Source organism: Acinetobacter sp. LF10 (genome assembly GCF_048585715.1).
GTDB lineage: Bacteria > Pseudomonadota > Gammaproteobacteria > Pseudomonadales > Moraxellaceae > Acinetobacter.
Genome location: NZ_CP184160.1, coordinates 269278 through 287302, shown reverse-complemented (window position 1 = coordinate 287302; position 18025 = coordinate 269278). Strand labels below are relative to the sequence as shown.

Here is an 18025-nt window from a genome sequence, read left to right as displayed (position 1 = left end):
TGCCTTATTTGTCTTGCTTTGAAGTCATAGGTAAAGAAATCACGACGGTTTGTGCAGCAGGCGGTGAAAACATGCGTAACTGTGTCACAGCACGAGAACCAATCTGTGCAGTCGCACCAAAGGTTTGTTGCTCGATCAATAAACGCCCCCATTCGGCATTTAAATCATCTTTTTCACGCATATACCCACTCAAATCACGATAATCATGACGATATTCAAATACTTGAAACACCACCATCATCGCACTAATGAAGACCAATGCAAGAAGCGCAGCATACACCACAACTTTTTTCAGTCCCTTTTTACTACTGGATAAAACCTCATCATCATTTTTTTTATTCATTATCTACCTTTTTGCTCTAAACGCTCTGCCACACGCAACCATGCACTACGTGAACGAGGATTTGCTTTTACTTCTGCTTCACTCGCACGAATACGAGACACTTTCTTTAAACGTCGCGTATCAACCTGTGCTTGAGGCATCCCCCAACCATGATCTTCCGCTAAAGTTGATTCTTTTTGGATAAACTGTTTAATCAAACGATCTTCCAAAGAGTGGAAGCTAATCACAGCCAACTGTCCTTGTACTTTCAACAATTCTACAGCTTGCGGTAAAAATGTTTCAATATCATCAAGCTCTTTATTAATTGCAATACGAATCGCTTGGAAAGTACGTGTTGCTGGGTGTTTGTGCTTTTCCCATTTCGGATGAGCAACTTTGACAATTTCTGCAAGTTGAGCAGTTGTCGTAATTTCACCTGCCAATTTAATCGCTTTGGCAATACGACGGCTATAACGCTCTTCGCCATATTGGAAAATAATATTGGCTAATTTTTCTTCTTCGATTTTTAATAACCACTCAGCCGCAGTCAAACCTTGAGAATTATCCATACGCATGTCTAGCGGGCCATCTTGCATAAAGCTAAACCCACGTTCAGCTTGGTCAAGTTGCGGTGAGGACACGCCTAAGTCCGCCATAATGCCATCGACTTCGGTAATACCAATATTTGTTAATTCCGCCTGAATATCGGCAAAACTGGCATGAATAATTTTAAACCGCGGATCTTCTTGTTCTAATTGCGCGGCAACTTCAAGTGCCTGAGGATCTTTGTCAAAGGCGTAAACACGTGCATTTTGATCCAATTTGGAAAGTAAGAGCTTGGTATGCCCTCCTCGACCAAACGTTGCATCGACAAAAACACCAGTATCGCGACCTGCCAATACGCCATCAACGGTTTCATGAAGTAAGACAGAAATATGCGACATAGGAATGGGATCAACAGCTAAAAATGTAACTGCACATTATCACCTTGTTTTATCCCAGTACCAAACGACTTTTTGTAGAGAATTCTTAACTTTTCATAGATAAAACCGTTTTCTTATCATTTTTTACGCAACAAAAAAGCAAATACTCCGTGTATTTGCTTTCCCATATTCAATCACAAATTTTATATGTAATTTATTTACTGTTTATCTGCATAAATTTGATCAAAAATCGCACCATTCACAAAGTGGGTTTTCTGCGCTTTTGTCCATCCACCAAATACATCATTAATGCTGAAGAGTTTGATCTTTGGAAATTGTTTTGCATATTTTGCTGCAACTTGCGGATTACGTGGACGGAAATAATGTTTTGCCGCAAGTTCCTGTCCTAATGGTGAATAAAGAAAATTTAAATAGCCGCGCGCTAAATTGCGATTACCATCTTTATCCACGGTTTTATCTACAATCGCAACTGAAGGCTCAGCCAAAATTGAAATTGATGGATAAACAATATCGTATTTATCTTTACCTAAACCTTGGGTCGCCAATAAAGCTTCATTTTCCCATGACAGTAACACATCGCCTATACCTCGCTCAGCGAATGTAGTTAAAGAACCTCGCGCTCCCGAATCAAGCACTTTGACATTTTGGTATAATTTTTTCACTAAATCACGGGCTTTAGTCTCATTACCACCGGGTTGTTTCAAGGCATAGCCCCATGCCGATAAATAAATCCAACGCGGTGCCCCCCCTGTTTTCGGATTTGGGGTAATAATTTCGACACCCTCTTTGGTGAGATCATTCCAATCACGGATATTTTTCGGATTTCCTTTGCGGACAAGGAATACTACCGTTGATGTATAAGGTGCAGAATTATTTTTAAATTGTTTTTGCCAATCTTTACGAATGAGACCTGCATTGGCAATTTCATCAATATCATTCGCCAAAGCCAATGTCACAACATCAGCCTGTAAGCCATCAATCACCGATCGTGCCTGTTTGCCTGAACCACCATGCGATTGTTTAAAATCGACTTCTTGACCTGTTCTTTGTTTCCAATATTGACCAAATGCTTGGTTATATTCTTGATAAAACTCTCGTGTTGGATCATAAGATACATTTAAAAACGTTGTAGCTGCCTGCGCTATGCTATTTAAACCCAAAGCAAGCAATGCTGCGGCGATCACTGTTTTCATTTATTATTCACTCATTTTCTGTATATTTGTGACCACTATATTTATTTAAAAATAATTTACAATCATATAGTTATATCAATAATTTAGAAATTATTCTTTTTTTTATATATCGTAATATTAAGGATATATTGCAGTTAAAATACTAAATGTTTATTCATGTTATTTTTATTTTGAGAAAAATTATCATTCTCCACTTTTTCTACACATTTGCTTGTTAAATTTGATTTGCACATATTCTAGCCATCAGGCTTACAATACCCAAAAAGTGTGTTTATTTATTATTTTTTGTAAAAAGTGTGACTTAGTTATGCTTTTTTATTAAAATTTATGTTTGAATCGTATGCTTAAAGCAATACTATAGTCATTTAGTTAGTCTTGTAGACTCGAAGTCATGAAGGGGATGTTACCGTGCAAGCATCAAAACTTAAAAAAACACTATGCTTAAGCTTATTTTTGGTGTGTTCTATTCAAGTTGGACATGCAGCTGCAATTAAAGAAAACAATAATATTAAAACGATAGACAAATCGTCTTCATTAATTGTGAAAGCACTTGATCAACAAAAACGTAATACGGCCATGTTGCCTTCAACAGATGACGAATTAAAAATGTTGAATACCATCCGTACAACGCCAACACAAACGTTCTTTGCAAGCCAACACGAACGTTTTTCGCGCTTTGTTCAGACTATTTTTCAACCGCACACATCTTAATCTTTTAAATATGTAAAGCTCTACATGTTTAAATAAGCCTAGTCATGCCGTGACTAGGCTTTTTCGTTATAATAGTTTCAATTTTAATTTAAGCTTCGATAATTTATGAAAGTTCGTACCCGTATTGCGCCTTCTCCTACAGGTTTCCCTCATGTAGGTACTGCTTATATTGCATTATTTAATTTATGTTTTGCTAAACAGCACGGCGGTGAATTTATTTTACGCATTGAGGACACAGATCAACTCCGTTCAACTCCTGAATCTGAAAAAATGATTTTAGATTCATTACGTTGGTTAGGGTTGAACTGGTCAGAAGGCCCAGATGTCGGTGGCCCACATGCACCTTATCGTCAGTCAGAACGTATGGGAATTTATAAGCAATATGCCTTAGATTTGGTTGAAAAAGGACATGCTTTCTATTGTTTCGCAACAGCTGAAGAGCTAGACCAAATGCGTGCAGAGCAGCAAGCACGTGGTGAAACGCCAAAATATGATGGTCGTGGCTTAAAACTTTCACAAGAAGAAGTACAACAACGCCTTGCTGCGGGTGAACCACATGTCATTCGAATGAAAGTACCTGAAGATGGTATTTGTAAGATTAATGATTTACTTCGTGGTGAAGTGGAGATTCCTTGGGCACAAGTTGACATGCAAGTGTTGCTAAAAACGGATGGTTTACCAACTTATCATCTTGCTAATGTCGTGGATGACCACTTAATGGAAATCACTCACGTGTTACGTGGGGAAGAATGGCTGCCTTCAGCGCCTAAACATCAGTTACTTTACCAATATTTTGGTTGGGAAATGCCAACTTTATGTCATATGCCATTGTTACGTAACCCAGATAAATCAAAACTTTCTAAACGTAAGAACCCAACTTCTATTAACTACTATCGCGACATCGGTGTATTACCAGAAGCATTATTGAATTATTTAGGTCGCATGGGTTGGTCAATGCCTGATGAGCGTGAAGTATTCACATTACAGGACATGGTTGAAAATTTTGATGTACAGCGTGTTTCATTGGGCGGCCCAATCTTTGATGTTGAAAAACTTAATTGGCTGAACGGTCAATGGATCAAAGGCTTAACATCAGGACAACTTCTAGATCGCCTATTAGCATGGAAAAGCGACCGTCAAACACTTGAAGACATTGCAGCTGCGATTCAACCTCGTATCAATCTACTTTCAGAAGCTGTGAATTGGGCTGGTTTCTATTTCAATCACATGCCACAAATCAGTAAAGAACAGTTTGAAAGCAAAAAATTGACCGAAGAACAAGTTCGTCAAAGCTTACAATTTGCAATTTGGCGCTTAGAAAGTCAGTTTACGTGGAATAATGATACTGTCAGCCAAACGCTGATGGATTTAGCCACTCAAATGGAAATTAAACTTCGTGACTTTATGCCAGCATTTTTTATTGCGATTGCGGGTTCAACGAGTTCAACGCCTGTGATGCAATCTATGGTGACACTAGGTCCTGATTTGACTTTTGCACGTTTACGTCATGCCTTAGAAATCGTAGGTGCACCAAGCAAGAAAGAACTCAAAGTTTGGGAAAAATTAAACGAATCACTCAAACTGCCGAAAAATGATGCAAATAGTGAGAATTAATTCAGTTTAATCATTGACGTGTGAGCGCATTCGCCCTAATATTGCGCTCACACAGACTGGGGTCATAGCTCAGTTGGTAGAGCGCTACAATGGCATTGTAGAGGTCAGCAGTTCGATCCTGCTTGGCTCCACCAAACTTCAATTTGTGTTGCCTCAATAAGTCCCTATCGTCTAGAGGCCTAGGACATCGCCCTTTCACGGCGGTAACCGGGGTTCGAATCCCCGTAGGGACGCCATATTTATGCAAAATAATTAAAATTATAATTTTCAACTAAACATTCATTTATTCAGATTGCACATTTCAAAATTTTACATAAAATACTTGCTTCTCCACGCTTGGACAAATTGTGGTATGCAATCTTCCAACTCAAATGCTACCTCTGAATCAAAAACATTAAAACGTGCAATGAGCACCCGTCACCTAGTTATGCTTTCATTAGGCGGTGCAATTGGTACAGGTTTATTTTTAGGTTCTGGAGAGGTCATCGCTCAAACGGGTCCTATCGGCGCAATTATTGCCTACTTTTTAGGTGGTTTAATTGCCTATATGGTTATGCTCTGTTTAGGTGAGCTCGCAGTACATATGCCTGTGGCTGGATCTTTTGGCGCATACGCTCAAAAATATATTGGCCCAGGAACGGGTTATATGATTTCTTGGCTGTATTGGCTGACATGGACCGCAACGCTTGGTACAGAATTTACTGCCGCAGCGTTACTTATGCAAGAATGGTTTCCTCATATTTCGATGTGGATTTGGACCATTATTTTTGCGATTACAATTTTAGGATTAAATTTAAGTTCAACCCGCATTTTTGCTGAATCAGAGTTTTGGCTTGCATTAGTCAAAGTCATTACCGTTATTGCCTTTATCCTTTTAGGTTTATGCGCAATTTTTGGTTTCATTCCATTCCAAGGCACTGAATCTGCACCGTTATTTCATAACTTAACGGCACATGGTTGGTTTCCACAAGGTCTTTTTCCAATTTTCACCACGATGTTAATTGTTAACTTTGCCTTTTCTGGAACTGAACTCATTGGTGTTGCCGCAGGTGAAACCCAAAATCCAGCTGAAAATGTTCCTAAAGCAATTAATGCAGCAATTTGGCGACTATTAATTTTCTTTGTGGGTACGATTGTTGTTATTAGTGCATTACTTCCATTCCATGTAGCTGGCTTAGGCGGTGACGGAGTGAGTAGCAGTCCTTTCGTAACAGTATTTAAATACATCGGTATTCCATATGCTGACGATATTATTCGCTTCGTGATTATTACTGCCTTATTATCCGCTGCAAACTCAGGTCTCTATGCGGCTTCCCGCATGATGTGGTCTTTATCTGATCAACGCCAACTACCAAGCATATTCTCAAAATTGTCTAAGAGTGGTACGCCTATTATTGCGCTAGTGGTAACCATGTTTGGCGCAATTCCCGGATTACTATCTGAGCATTTTGCCCCAGAGACAATTTTCAAAAATTTACTAGGTGTTGCTGCATTTACCATGGTCATCGTGTGGATGAGTATTTGTTGGAGTCAGTTTAACTTTAGACGCCAATGGTACAAGGCTGGACATTCAGCAAAAGATTTAAAATTTGCTGCACCACTTTATCCAATCGTTCCCATCTTAGGTTTTGTTTTCTGTTTAATTACAGGTCTCAGCATGGCATACGATCCTGAAATGCAGGCTGGTTTTATTGGATGTTTACTGTTTATTGCCGCTTGTTATTTAAGTTACTACGTTTTTTACCGTGATCGTAAATAAAATGGCAATAAATAAAAAATGCAGCTTAGGCTGCATTTTTTATTTAACTTAAATTAACTTACTTGACAATTTTACTTTAACTTCCTTATTTTGATTATTTATTCTACGATATGTTTTATTTTTAGACACTCACAAGATTTTTTTGGATTTTCTTTGGAAAAGTGTTTGACACCCTACCCAATTCACCCTAATATACGCCCACCTCTGAAACGTCCCTATCGTCTAGAGGCCTAGGACATCGCCCTTTCACGGCGGTAACCGGGGTTCGAATCCCCGTAGGGACGCCAATATTTATTATTGTTTTCAGATGTATGCCTCATATAAGTCCCTATCGTCTAGAGGCCTAGGACATCGCCCTTTCACGGCGGTAACCGGGGTTCGAATCCCCGTAGGGACGCCAAATTCTAAAAAGCCACTGCGTTGACAGTGGCTTTTTTATTACTTATTCACTTCCAATTCCAACTTGAACTTCTAAACGTCCAGACTGAACACGTAAGCCTCGGATCTCAAATTGATCAACTAATTGTTGTACCAATTCGCGACTCTCTTGCAAAATATTAAGTCCTGGCAAAATACTAAAATCAGTCAAGCTTAATAGCTTATCGACCATCCATGAGCGGTTATTAATGAAATCAATAAAACCCGCTTCTTCAAGGTCGATATACCATAAACGATGCCCTTCTTTTTGAATCCCCGGCACATCACGAATGAGGTGATTGATCAAAAATGGGATCGGTAAGGAATTAATCACTTCAAAGCTGATATTACCGACACGTCTTGCTGCCCAATTTGTTAAAGTACCACCATGACGAATTTGTAAATCCAAATGCTCATCGACCTGACAAAGACGTAAATATTTTTCCTGCCCAATACGACATTCTAAAACATTGAATTCTAAAGACAGACGATATAGGAAGCGGCGATAGTGGCCATCTAATTCGATATGAAAGCGATCATTGCCACATTCAATTTTAATATCATCAATTTCAGAACGATCCATACGTTTCCGAATTTGATTATTGAGCAGCATTTCAGGCAAATATAAGGTGAGGCTACTTTTTCCTAACGATGCACGTGCCATTGCTAACGCAACTTGACGCGCTGCTTCGCTAGTTTCTGATACCATATCACGAACAGTATTTCGCATCCCTTCAACACCACGTTTGGTGTGATGGGTAACCTGATCTAAGGCATCTAAAGCGGCATCTGCGACACCAGCGATATTACGAGAGGTATCACTCGCAAACTCAACAGCATCTTGTGCGTGCTGTAATGTCTTATTGATTAACCGACGTGATAAAGACGGTTTTTCATCTGATGATTCTATATCTGCAGGCATAATATCGAACATTGCCTTTTTATCATCTTGTCGATTCAAGATGTTCTCCCTCTTCCCTTTCTCAGCAACTCAATTTTGATATGAGCAACAATCTGTTTTATAAACTTATTGGCTGTTTTTATGTAGATTAGCATGCTATTTAGCGCAATTTGCGTCTTTTTGTTGCACACTTTTAAATTAATTTAATCGTCCATTTTCTAAATATGTTTCAGAAAACGTTATATTTCACCTTCTTCGAGCTGCACTTTTTCATCCGTATCTACTTTTAATAACATTTGATTCAGACGAAGTTGTTTATACTTTTCTAGCACAATTTCAATAGAAACAAGTTTTTCTTGTATATCGCCTCGCTCTAAATGACCAACTTCTCGCAATGCCACCCAAGCGGCTTGCATTTTATCAAAGTCGTTCCCTTTCTCTAGTTTTTGTTGCATCCAATCAAATAAAGCTTGCGCACGTTGTTCAGCTTTAAATTGATAAGCAAATAAACCACTTGAAAGTGCAATTTCATTCAACTTACCCATCCAATTCAATTGTAGCTGTTGCGAGCAATAACGCTGCTTTACCAAATAAGGTTCTAAAATATTCTTTTGGAACATGTGAGCAAAGCTCACCATTTCATTGACAACAATATCTCGCTGCTCATATAAAGCAGGTCTTTCAGCGTGTTGTTTATCAAGACGAAAGTCACCCAAAAATTGCATCAGCCCTTGCTCTAGAACTAGTTGTATTGGTCCTGAAATAATGGTCGGCTGTTGTTCATATTCAACTTTAGATAAAGCCTGTATAAATTCTTCACTTTGAATCGGCTCGACCAGCCATCTCCAAATATCCAGATCTTTTTGAATCGCCAACCATAACTTCAACAATAGAGTATCAGCACACTGTTGATCATTTTTCAAAAGACGTAATAGGGCATTTTGTATCGCACTAGATTCTGCAAGACCTGCAAATACGAGCGGATGAGTTAAAAGTTGTGGTGCATTTGCAATCACTTCTTTATTGTAAGGAAGCTGAAAATCCCGTCCGCCTAGCATTCCGCCGATTGACTTGCCCAGTGAATTTAAGCTACGCCCAACATCTGCCAAAATATTCGTTTCTATCGCTTGCGTTTGCAATATCACTGCTGGCAACAAAGCATTTACCGCAGATTTCAACGTTTTTAGATAGGTTTTTTGATCAACTGGTTTTTCAAATTTAGAGAGTAAATCAATTGCATATTCAACATCGCTTACATTAGGCATGTACTCAGACTGGTTGCGATTTACCAAACACGCTATATATGCATAAAAAGCAATTTCACTCCGCTGTATAGACTGCTGTGAAGCCCATTCATACTGTTTGATCGCTTCAGTATATTGTTCTGCGCCTGCATAGGCTTTTGCTAAAGCCACCGCATGTTTTGCACTTGGATATTGCTGTTGAAAATAGAGCAATAAATCAATCTTAGGTTGTTGATCTAAACATTTATCTAGCTGACGTAAATAAAGATTGATTTGTGGCTGTGTCGGTTGAGGCACAACAAAATTGAGCTGATAAACCAAACATTGTTCATACCATGCATGTTTTCTGGCATGAGATTCATAACTTGGAATAAATTCGTTTTCAATTAATTTGATGAGTTGTGATGTATATAGAATATCTTCATCTGTCTCATGCTGGAATTTCCATTGCTTTGGTAACGAGACTTTAAACAATTTTAAAAAGAAATTTGCACTTAAATCAGGACTCTCCATGCTAACCAACATTAGCTTGTCTTGGGTCGAAAGATGACCTTCTCCCTTTTCGATGCGAGCTAATCGTAATTTTAGAAGTTTGGTAGGCAGCATGCGAGTCCTTGCGCATTATTCAACACATTCAGTTCACAAATTAGCATGACTGATATTATTTTAGCGAACAGGTTTAGACGAGCTGCGACCGATATGGATTGCTCGAATCAACTTAATATTAGACCTCTTGCAAAAGTCAAAAAATAATCAGATGTAAGTATTGATTTTATTAAGTTTGATCAATTCTAAAATCATTGAAAATAGCACTTACGCAAGAGGTCTATTTTAAAGATAGTATAAAATAAGTAAGTTTATGTATTTGAACAACGTAGGATTTTAGCTTTTGCATAATTTTCGCTAAAATAAGCAAAATACTATAGGAAATCTTTATGCAATATCGTTGCCCTAAATGCCAAAGCGTGAAAATTATGCCTGTAAGTCAAGGTGCCAACAGCCCTCGCCCTAATGTGCCTAAAAGCTTGGTGCTTTTAGTTCCTGCTATTTTTATTTTACTGGTGTTGGTGTTAATTAGTGTTGGAATGTGGATTTTTGGGCATGGCGCTGGTCAAGGCCTGCAAATTGCGACCGTTGCAGTATTTATTGTCTGTGTCATCGCGGGCATCTTATTTTGGCGAGATTTACCTGATTTCAAAATTTCAATGCAGGCTTTTATGCAAGCGCAAAAGCATTGGAAATGTCGTGACTGTAATCACGAATGGCAAAACTAACACGTTGCTCTAAATTCCAATTCACATCAGCTCAGTGCTGATGTGAATGAGTGTGTTGTTCATCTTCAACATGTTGATGAGTATGTTGACAATTCATTTCAGCATCATCTTCGATCTGTAAAGTCACTTCGGCAATACCATGTTCATGCGATAACATTTCAATTGCAGCACGATGCAACTGATTACGGTCAACCTTAGGTGCAAACAAATGTACGGTAAGATGAATATTCTTCGATGTAATTGCCCAGACCTTTAATTGGTGGATACTCTCAACACCATCTAATGTCAGTAAATCATTACGCAGTTTCTCAATATCAACTTCTTCTGGCACACCTTCTAATAAAATATTGATACTTTGTCTGAGCAAAATCCATGTTCTTGGTAAGACCCAGAAACCGATCGCAACTGCAATAATGGTATCAACCCAATACCAGTTGGTGTAATAGATAATCACAGCACCAATAATGACGCCCACAGAACCTAATGCATCACTCAGCACTTCTAAATAAGCACCTTTCATGTTCAAACTTTCAGTCGCACTCGACATTAGTATTTTCATGGAAATTAAATTAATAATTAAACCAATTGATGCGACCACCAACATGCCTATACTTTGAATTTCGGGCGGTTGGGTAAAACGTTGATAGGCTTCGTAAAGAATATACATCGCCACAAAAAATAGCATAGATGCATTAAATAATGCCGCCAAAATCTCGAAACGCTGATAACCGAAGGTACGCTTATCATCAGCAGGGCGTTTGGCAATTTTAATCGCTGCTAAAGCAATCGCTAATGCAGCGGCATCAGTAAACATATGTGCAGCATCGGAAAGTAATGCCAAACTCTGTGTGATGATACCTGCGATAAATTCGATGACTAAAAAAGTCGTGGTCAGTATTAGCGCAATCGTTAGTTTTTTTGCATTGCCTTCTGTAACGGCAGCATGACTATGATCATGCCCTTGATGTCCACTCATGTTGGACTCCTTATCATTTTATAAGTAAGAAGCTTCTTTTATCTTGCTTACACTGCCTCGAATTAAAGCCTAAATCAAATGGTATGTGTATAGGCATCTGCCTACTTTGAAGGATCAAAGTAGGCAAAATCCTTTGTAGGTCTGACGGTACATCCATGCTACCTCAGCCCTACAGGCGGCATCCATGCCGCCTATCACAATAGCGAATACTGATTTAGATTCCGCTAAATGACACTAATCAGAAACTTTCTCATTCATCCAGCGATAAACTACAGGCAAAATCAGCAATGTTAGTAAAGTAGAAGAAATAATCCCACCTATCACAACTGTCGCTAATGGGCGTTGTACTTCTGCACCTGTGCCTGTGGCAATTGCCATCGGAATAAAACCCAACGATGCCACGAAGGCAGTCATCAGAACGGGGCGTAATCGGAGAATCGCTCCCTGCCATGTCGCTTTATGTGCATTAAACTGCTCACGAAGCTCTTTAATGAAACTCAGCATCACTAAACCATTGAGTACTGCGACACCAGAGAGCGCAATGAACCCAACACCTGCTGACATCGACAATGGAATATCACGCAGCCAAAGCGCAACCAAACCACCTGACAACGCAAATGGCACACCACTGAATACCAACAGGCTTTCCTTAAAGTTATGAAACACTGCCATCAATAAAATAAAGATGGTAATCAATGCCAGTGGAATCACAATTTGCATACGAGCCGCCGCAGAAGCCAGATTTTCAAATTGTCCACCAAACTCTAGCCAATAACCTGCTGGCAGAGGTTGTTGTTTTAATGTCGCTTGTAACTCCTGCACAAATGAACCCAAGTCACGCCCTTCAACATTTGCGGTGACAATGACACGGCGTTTACCATTTTCACGACCAACTTGGCTCATCCCTGAAATCGTTTCCACTTTGGCAACATCTTGCAACTGAATCAAACCACCATTCGGCAATTGAATAGGTAACTGCGCTAAGTTCTGTGCTGTACGTTGTGCATCAGGCAAACGAATTTCAAAATCAAAACGACGATCACCTTGCAAAATCTGTCCAACATTTTGACCACCCACGCTCGCTGCAACCACATCCTGAATGGTTTTTACCGACAGGCCATATTGCGCAGCTAATGCATGATTGATATCCACATTAAGTACTGGTAAACCTGTGGTTTGTTCTACTTTGACCGCAGTCGCACCCGAAATTTTCTGTACTTTTTGTGCAATCGCCTGTGCTTGAGTGTTCAGCACATTCATATCATCACCAAAGACTTTGATCCCGACATCACTACGTACACCTGAGATCAATTCATTAAAACGGAGTTCAATTGGTTGTGAAAATTCACTGTTATTACCTGGGATGGTTTCCAAAAATACCTGCATACGGCTACGCAATTCATCAATGGTTTCTTTTGGATTTTCCCATTGATCACGCGGTTTTAACAAAATCACGGCATCTGAGATATTCGGCGGCATCACATCGGTCGCAACCTCAGCAGTCCCCGTTCTAGCAAATACCGCTTTGACTTCTGAAAAATTCTTCATAATTAACTTTTCAGTATTTTCCTGCATACGTAAAGACTGCTCCAAGCCTGTGCTTGGCGAACGCATTTGTTGTAAGGCGAAATCTCCTTCACTCAGTTGTGGCGCAAATTCACTGCCAATTTGGGTCGTCAGTACGCCACTCAGTACCAAAATACTTAGGGCTAAAGCCACTACCACCATTTTGAATTGATATGCCCAATCGAGAATCTGTTGGTATTTACGTTTTAAGCCTTGCATCCAACGAGATTCTTTTTCTTTGACTTCACCTGTAATAAACAATGCAACCGCAGCGGGTACAAATGTTACCGACAAAATCATCGCACCCAACAATGCCATTACCACCGTCATTGCCATTGGATGGAACATTTTCGCTTCTACACCTGTCAAAGCAAAGATGGGTAAATACACCACCATAATAATGGCCTGACCAAATAGGAGTGGTTTCCGTGCTTGCTTGGCTGCCAAAAAGACTTCTTTAAAGCGTTCCTGTCGTGTGAGTAAGCGTCCAGCATGATGCTGCGCTTCAGCCAGCCGTCGAATACAGTTTTCGACAATAACCACTGCACCATCCACAATGATCCCAAAATCTAATGCACCTAAACTCATTAAATTGGCACTGATATTTTGTTCAGCCATACCCGTTAAGGTGAACAACATTGACAACGGAATCACACAGGCAGTAATCAAAGCAGCACGGAAGTTGCCCAAGAAAATAAACAGAATCACGATGACTAAAATCGCGCCTTCTACTAAGTTTTTCTGAACCGTTTTGATGGCTTTATTTACTAAGCTCGTACGGTCATACACCGTTTCAATTTCAACGCCTTTAGGTAAAGTCAGCTGAATTTCCTTGATCTTGCTATCAACCGCTTGGGCAACCGTACGGCTATTTTCACCCATCATCATCATAGCGATACCAAGCACGGTTTCCTCGCCATTATATGTGGCAGCACCTGTACGCAAATCATGTCCGATCGCTACTGAAGCCACATCTGCAACACGAATGGGTAGACCATTTTTAACCGAGACAGTAATGTTTTGAATATCCTCAACCGTACTGAGCATACCCGGCACACGTACCGTTAGTTGTTGTCCATTTTCCTCAATAAAACCTGCGCCTCGGTTTTCATTGTTCTCTTGCAGCGCAGTTTGGAACGCTGTTAAAGAAATTTGAAGCTGCTGTAAACGCTTTAAATCAGGTGAAACAATATAGGTTTTGTTGTAGCCGCCAATACTGTTAATTTCAGCCACACCTTTAACACGCTGTAATTGTGGACGCACAATCCAATCTTGGATTTCTCGTAGGTCCATCGCACTATAGGGCGTTCCATCTTCTTTTTTTGCATCGGGTTTAGCTTTAACCACCCATTGGTAAATCTCTCCAAGCCCCGTAGAAATAGGTGACATCACAGGATCAACCGCATCTGGCAATTGTCCGTCTGCCTCTTGCAAACGTTGATTAATTAACTGTCTTGCCCAGTAAATGTCCGTATCATCTTTAAAAATAATGGTGACTTGCGATAAGCCATAACGAGAAATCGAACGGGTTTGTTCTAGATCTGGAATACCTGCCATCGCTGTTTCGATCGGATAGGTAATCCGCTGCTCTACCTCTAAAGCGGTATAACCATTCGCTTGGGTATTAATTTGTACTTGAGTATTGGTAATATCAGGAACTGCATCTATCGGAAGCTTTTGATAGCTCCAAATACCAACTGCAATCCACGTCATCACAAATAGCATCACCCAAATGGCATTACGAATCGAAAATTGAATCAATCGATCAAATAAACCTTCAGGCTTGGGGAATTGAGGAGAGTTAATGCCCATGTTCAGCCTCCCCTTTTTCCAGTTCTGATTTCAACAAGAAACTACCTGCTGCTACATAAGACTGGCCCGCACTCAAACCTTGAGTAATTTCGACCCATTGTCCATCTTGGGTACGTTGACCGATCTGAATAGGAATCGCTTTGAAATCAAAACCCTTTTTCTGATTCGCTTGAGCAACGAAAACGACATCTTTACCGTCCACCTGCTGAATCGCTTCAGAACTTACGCGAATTGCAGACGTTTTTGAACCTGCTTGTAATTCAACATTCACCATCAAGTTTGGACGTAATTCAGTTGCATTTGACAGCACTTTGGCACGAATCTGTAAACGACCTGTTTGTGCATCAGCTTCAGTCGTTAAACTTTGAACTTGGGCATTAAAGAGATTGCCTGTTTGCAGTGATTTAAATCGAATCTGCTGATTGGGCTGTACATTGATACTCGCTAAGGTTGGTAATACAAATTCCAACCAAAGTTGATCTAACTGATCAATGGTAAATAGTTGATCTGCAAGTTGAACATTTTCACCAATAACAATGTCTTTATTACTAATCACACCATTGATCGGTGCAGTTAGCGTATAGCGGCCACTTGAGCCAGAAGCTGCACCAAAGGCGCTAAGACGTGAACGTGCTGCTTGGACCTGAATCTGTGCTTGACGATAAGCATTATAAGCACGCTGATAGTCTTGTTTGGCAGAAATCCCTTGCGACCATAAACTACGTTCACGCTCATAATCCTGCTGGGCTAAATCCAAATTTGTTTGAGCAATTTGTAGATTCGCTTGCTGATCCACTAAGTCTGGTACTAATAAGTTTGCCAAAGCCTGACCACGTTTCACTTGCTGACCCAATTCAACATAAACGGATTCAACACGACCAGCAAAACTTGGTGAAACATGCGCTTGGCGATCTGTATTCACCACCAATTTTGCAGGAAAAGTTTGAACCTGATTCACTTCACCCAAAGCCACTTGTGCCAATTTGACACTATGCTGTTGCATCTGCTCTGCTGTTAGGCTGAGGCTTTCTTCAGCCTCATGTTCCTCATCCTTTTCATCATGTTTAGGTTCATCTTTTTCATTTTCTTGATGGGCATGTTCCTGCTCACCTTGTGCGGCAGTTTCAGAAGTCTTGGTTTTTTTATTCCATAATAGTCCTACTGCCAAAACGATTGTGAGTACCGCAATCACAGCGATCCAAAGCCATTGAGAACGTGTTTTTTGTTTCATATCCATCTCTTATTCTCCTACTTGGCTTGGAAAAGCGTTAATTTGTTGCCAAACGCGTTGATTTAATTGCATTAAGGCATCTTTCGCTGTGATCTGCTCTACTGGAAGCCCCATACGTGCACTTTGTACTTCCACATTCAATTGCCAAGCTTGTTTAAGGAGTTGAACTTTACGTAAACGGACATCCTGTAACTGAGTTGTGGCTTGTTGTACATCCGTAACAGCAAATTTACCTAAACGAAAACCTTGCAAAGTCTTTTGCTGAACCTGTATCGCTAAAGGTACTTGTTGGTCATTTAACTGTTTAAATTGCGTTTGTAATCCACGTAGTTCAACAAGACGAACATCAATATCCAACTGATTTTGCTGACGATAAAAACGTTGTTGTTGCTGAATCAGTGTTTGCTTCACTTCCGCAATCTGGATACCGTATTTTTGTGAGTTAAAAATATTAAGCGGAATCTCTACCCCTAAACGAATTTGATTTTCAGTATTTTGATCTGCCGAACGTGTCCGATTTACACCTAAAGACATAATCGGTTGAGGACGAGATTTTGCTTTGAGCTGATCAATATTGGCTTGTTGACGCTGAGTTTCTAATTGCAAACCTCGCTCAAATAAATTCTCTATATCTTGTCTGTCTGTTTTTACGACTGTGGCACGAGACCAAAGCTCATTGACACTTGGAGCAATCACAAATTGATTAAGGTCACTTCCCCAAAAACTTGCTAATTGCTGCTGTGCAACTCGAAGTTGTAGATCTGCTTGTTGATAAATACGCTGATTTTCTAAATGTGCAATACGAACTCGCTCAACATCAACTTGAGCTATATTGCCAGCTTGATAACGCTTCATCGTTGCGTCTAAATTTTCTTGGCTGACTTGTAATTGCTCTGCAATCAAAGACTTTTCCAATTGGAATAATGCCACTTGTGACCATGCATATTGCACAATCAATTCAAGTTCAGCATTGTAGCGTTGCTGTTCTAAATCAACTTGAGTTGCTGAAAGCTGAGCAACTTTTTGTGCTGCACGTCGTTGACCAAATAAATCTAATGGCTGTGAAATACCAATGGCAAGCTCTTGATCCTGATTATTCTGTAAACCAGTTTGCTCAATTGAAATGCTTGGATTCACACGTAAAGCACTTTGTTTGAGCTGTACATTTGCCATCTGCTGTTGGGTTTGCCAATTGGATTGGTTGGCTTGATAAGCACGAATTTGCTCAAGAATTTGTTCAAAGTTACTATTTCGCTGCGCAACAGTTGTTGGCGATTGATTCACATTGAGTAAGGACTCAGATAAAGCTGCTTGAGCTAAAACTCCCACTGATAAACCAATACTCAAAATTGACAATTTCAATGATGATAAAAGCAGATGATTTCTAAGCGTACGCTTTTTAAATGCATAGCTACGCTGATTTAAACTTAAAGACATAGAGAGCCCCGCAAATTAATAAGGTTGCGGTGGGCTATTTTTCGGCTACCCCACCTATAGCGGGGTGAATACAGGCGGCGGGGTGAGTTGTGATAAATGTGGCGACTGGTACAAATTAGACCAGTAATATTTTTGTTCTATTTCATGCGTCCGTAAAATTGGTTCATTCAACTGCTGTTGCGCTTCGGTCACAACGACATGAAAACAAGATGGCAAATGATCATGATGATCTTGCAAACTTAACGGCATGGGTAAATCAGAAGCATCTTGATCTGCAACTACTGCATGTTTTTCAGAAACATCTAAATTTTCAGGGATATGATGCCCAAAATGATTCAACGTACGATATTCAGTCGGCTGTTCATGCGCACAAAAAGCTGCCGCCACATTCCAAAAACTTTGGAACATGAACAAACTCAGCAAGAGTGTCATAAATACAGCAGAACGTTGCACGTTACACCAACTGTTCAAAATTTGGCTCACTATAGCAAGTAAAGTACATGTAATAAAATTACATTAAACAAACTAAAACAAGATCGTCCTGAAAGTTGGCTTTATCGCACAATCCTTGATTTGTATTTATAATTTCTGCAAATAAAAAAAACCAGCTCGAAAGCTGGTTTT

14 protein-coding genes and 4 tRNA genes are annotated in these 18025 nt (G+C 39.8%); 8 read left to right on the top strand and 10 right to left on the bottom strand.

Features of this window, described 5'->3' with window-relative positions:
* Window positions 1-4: 4 nt before the first annotated feature.
* From ftsL to ACN19N_RS01305, 3 genes are all read right to left on the bottom strand, one after another.
* Window positions 5-343 (bottom strand): cell division protein FtsL, encoded by a 339-nt coding sequence (gene ftsL / locus ACN19N_RS01315; protein WP_420001824.1) that lies wholly within the window; start codon window positions 341-343, stop codon window positions 5-7.
* Window positions 343-1266 carry a 16S rRNA (cytosine(1402)-N(4))-methyltransferase RsmH gene (gene rsmH, locus ACN19N_RS01310; protein ID WP_269229430.1) on the bottom strand — a complete coding sequence of 308 codons (924 nt, stop codon included), beginning with the start codon at window positions 1264-1266 and terminating at the stop codon, window positions 343-345. Before rsmH ends, ftsL begins: the two co-directional genes overlap by 1 nt.
* Window positions 1267-1463: 197 nt before the next feature.
* On the bottom strand, window positions 1464-2459 hold the full coding sequence (locus ACN19N_RS01305) for a sulfate ABC transporter substrate-binding protein (protein ID WP_269238653.1): 996 nt from the start codon (window positions 2457-2459) through the stop codon (window positions 1464-1466).
* Window positions 2460-2924: 465 nt separating this feature from the next.
* On the opposite strand from ACN19N_RS01305, the gene ACN19N_RS01300 reads away from it, so the two are divergent.
* From ACN19N_RS01300 to ACN19N_RS01270, 7 genes are all read left to right on the top strand, one after another.
* Window positions 2925-3170: a DUF4179 domain-containing protein gene (locus ACN19N_RS01300; protein WP_413772447.1), complete on the top strand. Its 246-nt coding sequence runs from the start codon at window positions 2925-2927 to the stop codon at window positions 3168-3170.
* Between the two features lie 105 nt (window positions 3171-3275).
* On the top strand, window positions 3276-4784 hold the full coding sequence (gene gltX, locus ACN19N_RS01295; RefSeq protein WP_269238654.1) for a glutamate--tRNA ligase: 1509 nt from the start codon (window positions 3276-3278) through the stop codon (window positions 4782-4784).
* Window positions 4785-4842: 58 nt separating this feature from the next.
* Window positions 4843-4918: transfer RNA gene (locus ACN19N_RS01290), tRNA-Ala, on the top strand.
* A gap of 26 nt (window positions 4919-4944) precedes the next feature.
* Window positions 4945-5020: transfer RNA gene (locus ACN19N_RS01285), tRNA-Glu, on the top strand.
* A gap of 116 nt (window positions 5021-5136) precedes the next feature.
* Window positions 5137-6543 carry an amino acid permease gene (locus tag ACN19N_RS01280; protein WP_269229427.1) on the top strand — a complete coding sequence of 469 codons (1407 nt, stop codon included), beginning with the start codon at window positions 5137-5139 and terminating at the stop codon, window positions 6541-6543.
* Window positions 6544-6754: 211 nt separating this feature from the next.
* Window positions 6755-6830: transfer RNA gene (locus tag ACN19N_RS01275), tRNA-Glu, on the top strand.
* Between the two features lie 37 nt (window positions 6831-6867).
* Window positions 6868-6943, top strand: a tRNA-Glu gene (locus ACN19N_RS01270).
* A gap of 42 nt (window positions 6944-6985) precedes the next feature.
* On the opposite strand, the gene ACN19N_RS01265 is transcribed toward ACN19N_RS01270, so the two are convergent.
* Together ACN19N_RS01265 and ACN19N_RS01260 are read right to left on the bottom strand one after the other, a co-directional pair.
* Window positions 6986-7921, bottom strand: coding sequence for a hypothetical protein (locus tag ACN19N_RS01265; protein ID WP_004660107.1), 936 nt, complete (start codon window positions 7919-7921; stop codon window positions 6986-6988).
* Window positions 7922-8100: 179 nt separating this feature from the next.
* Window positions 8101-9711 carry a hypothetical protein gene (locus ACN19N_RS01260; RefSeq protein WP_420001823.1) on the bottom strand — a complete coding sequence of 537 codons (1611 nt, stop codon included), beginning with the start codon at window positions 9709-9711 and terminating at the stop codon, window positions 8101-8103.
* A gap of 329 nt (window positions 9712-10040) precedes the next feature.
* On the opposite strand from ACN19N_RS01260, the gene ACN19N_RS01255 reads away from it, so the two are divergent.
* Complete coding sequence (locus ACN19N_RS01255; protein WP_269238656.1) at window positions 10041-10379, top strand: hypothetical protein; 339 nt, start codon at window positions 10041-10043, stop codon at window positions 10377-10379.
* A 31-nt stretch (window positions 10380-10410) separates the two neighbouring features.
* Here ACN19N_RS01255 and ACN19N_RS01250 read toward each other — a convergent pair whose 3' ends face one another.
* The 5 genes from ACN19N_RS01250 to ACN19N_RS01230 all read right to left on the bottom strand — a co-directional run bounded on the left by ACN19N_RS01250 (window position 10411) and on the right by ACN19N_RS01230 (window position 17854).
* Window positions 10411-11355 (bottom strand): cation diffusion facilitator family transporter, encoded by a 945-nt coding sequence (locus ACN19N_RS01250; protein ID WP_269238657.1) that lies wholly within the window; start codon window positions 11353-11355, stop codon window positions 10411-10413.
* 234 nt (window positions 11356-11589) lie between these two features.
* Window positions 11590-14733, bottom strand: a complete 3144-nt coding sequence (locus ACN19N_RS01245; RefSeq protein WP_420001822.1) for an efflux RND transporter permease subunit — start codon at window positions 14731-14733, stop codon at window positions 11590-11592.
* Complete coding sequence (locus ACN19N_RS01240; RefSeq protein ID WP_269238659.1) at window positions 14723-15970, bottom strand: efflux RND transporter periplasmic adaptor subunit; 1248 nt, start codon at window positions 15968-15970, stop codon at window positions 14723-14725. Before ACN19N_RS01240 ends, ACN19N_RS01245 begins: the two co-directional genes overlap by 11 nt.
* A gap of 3 nt (window positions 15971-15973) precedes the next feature.
* Window positions 15974-17401, bottom strand: coding sequence for a TolC family protein (locus tag ACN19N_RS01235; protein ID WP_420001821.1), 1428 nt, complete (start codon window positions 17399-17401; stop codon window positions 15974-15976).
* Window positions 17402-17455: 54 nt separating this feature from the next.
* Entirely contained in the window at window positions 17456-17854 is a 399-nt protein-coding gene (locus tag ACN19N_RS01230) for a cation efflux protein, CzcI-like (RefSeq protein WP_420002341.1), read from the bottom strand.
* Window positions 17855-18025: the final 171 nt, after the last annotated feature.

Excerpts from the sequence above, each read along its gene's own strand:
- ftsL (WP_420001824.1), bottom strand. The coding sequence starts at position 343 with ATGAATAAAAAAAATGATGATGAGGTTTTATCCAGTAGTAAAAAGGGA.
- rsmH (WP_269229430.1), bottom strand. The coding sequence starts at position 1,266 with ATGTCGCATATTTCTGTCTTACTTCATGAAACCGTTGATGGCGTATTG.
- ACN19N_RS01305 (WP_269238653.1), bottom strand. The coding sequence starts at position 2,459 with ATGAAAACAGTGATCGCCGCAGCATTGCTTGCTTTGGGTTTAAATAGC.
- gltX (WP_269238654.1), top strand. The coding sequence starts at position 3,276 with ATGAAAGTTCGTACCCGTATTGCGCCTTCTCCTACAGGTTTCCCTCAT.
- ACN19N_RS01280 (WP_269229427.1), top strand. The coding sequence starts at position 5,137 with ATGCAATCTTCCAACTCAAATGCTACCTCTGAATCAAAAACATTAAAA.
- ACN19N_RS01260 (WP_420001823.1), bottom strand. The coding sequence starts at position 9,711 with ATGCTGCCTACCAAACTTCTAAAATTACGATTAGCTCGCATCGAAAAG.
- ACN19N_RS01255 (WP_269238656.1), top strand. The coding sequence starts at position 10,041 with ATGCAATATCGTTGCCCTAAATGCCAAAGCGTGAAAATTATGCCTGTA.
- ACN19N_RS01250 (WP_269238657.1), bottom strand. The coding sequence starts at position 11,355 with ATGAGTGGACATCAAGGGCATGATCATAGTCATGCTGCCGTTACAGAA.
- ACN19N_RS01245 (WP_420001822.1), bottom strand. The coding sequence starts at position 14,733 with ATGGGCATTAACTCTCCTCAATTCCCCAAGCCTGAAGGTTTATTTGAT.
- ACN19N_RS01240 (WP_269238659.1), bottom strand. The coding sequence starts at position 15,970 with ATGGATATGAAACAAAAAACACGTTCTCAATGGCTTTGGATCGCTGTG.
- ACN19N_RS01235 (WP_420001821.1), bottom strand. The coding sequence starts at position 17,401 with ATGTCTTTAAGTTTAAATCAGCGTAGCTATGCATTTAAAAAGCGTACG.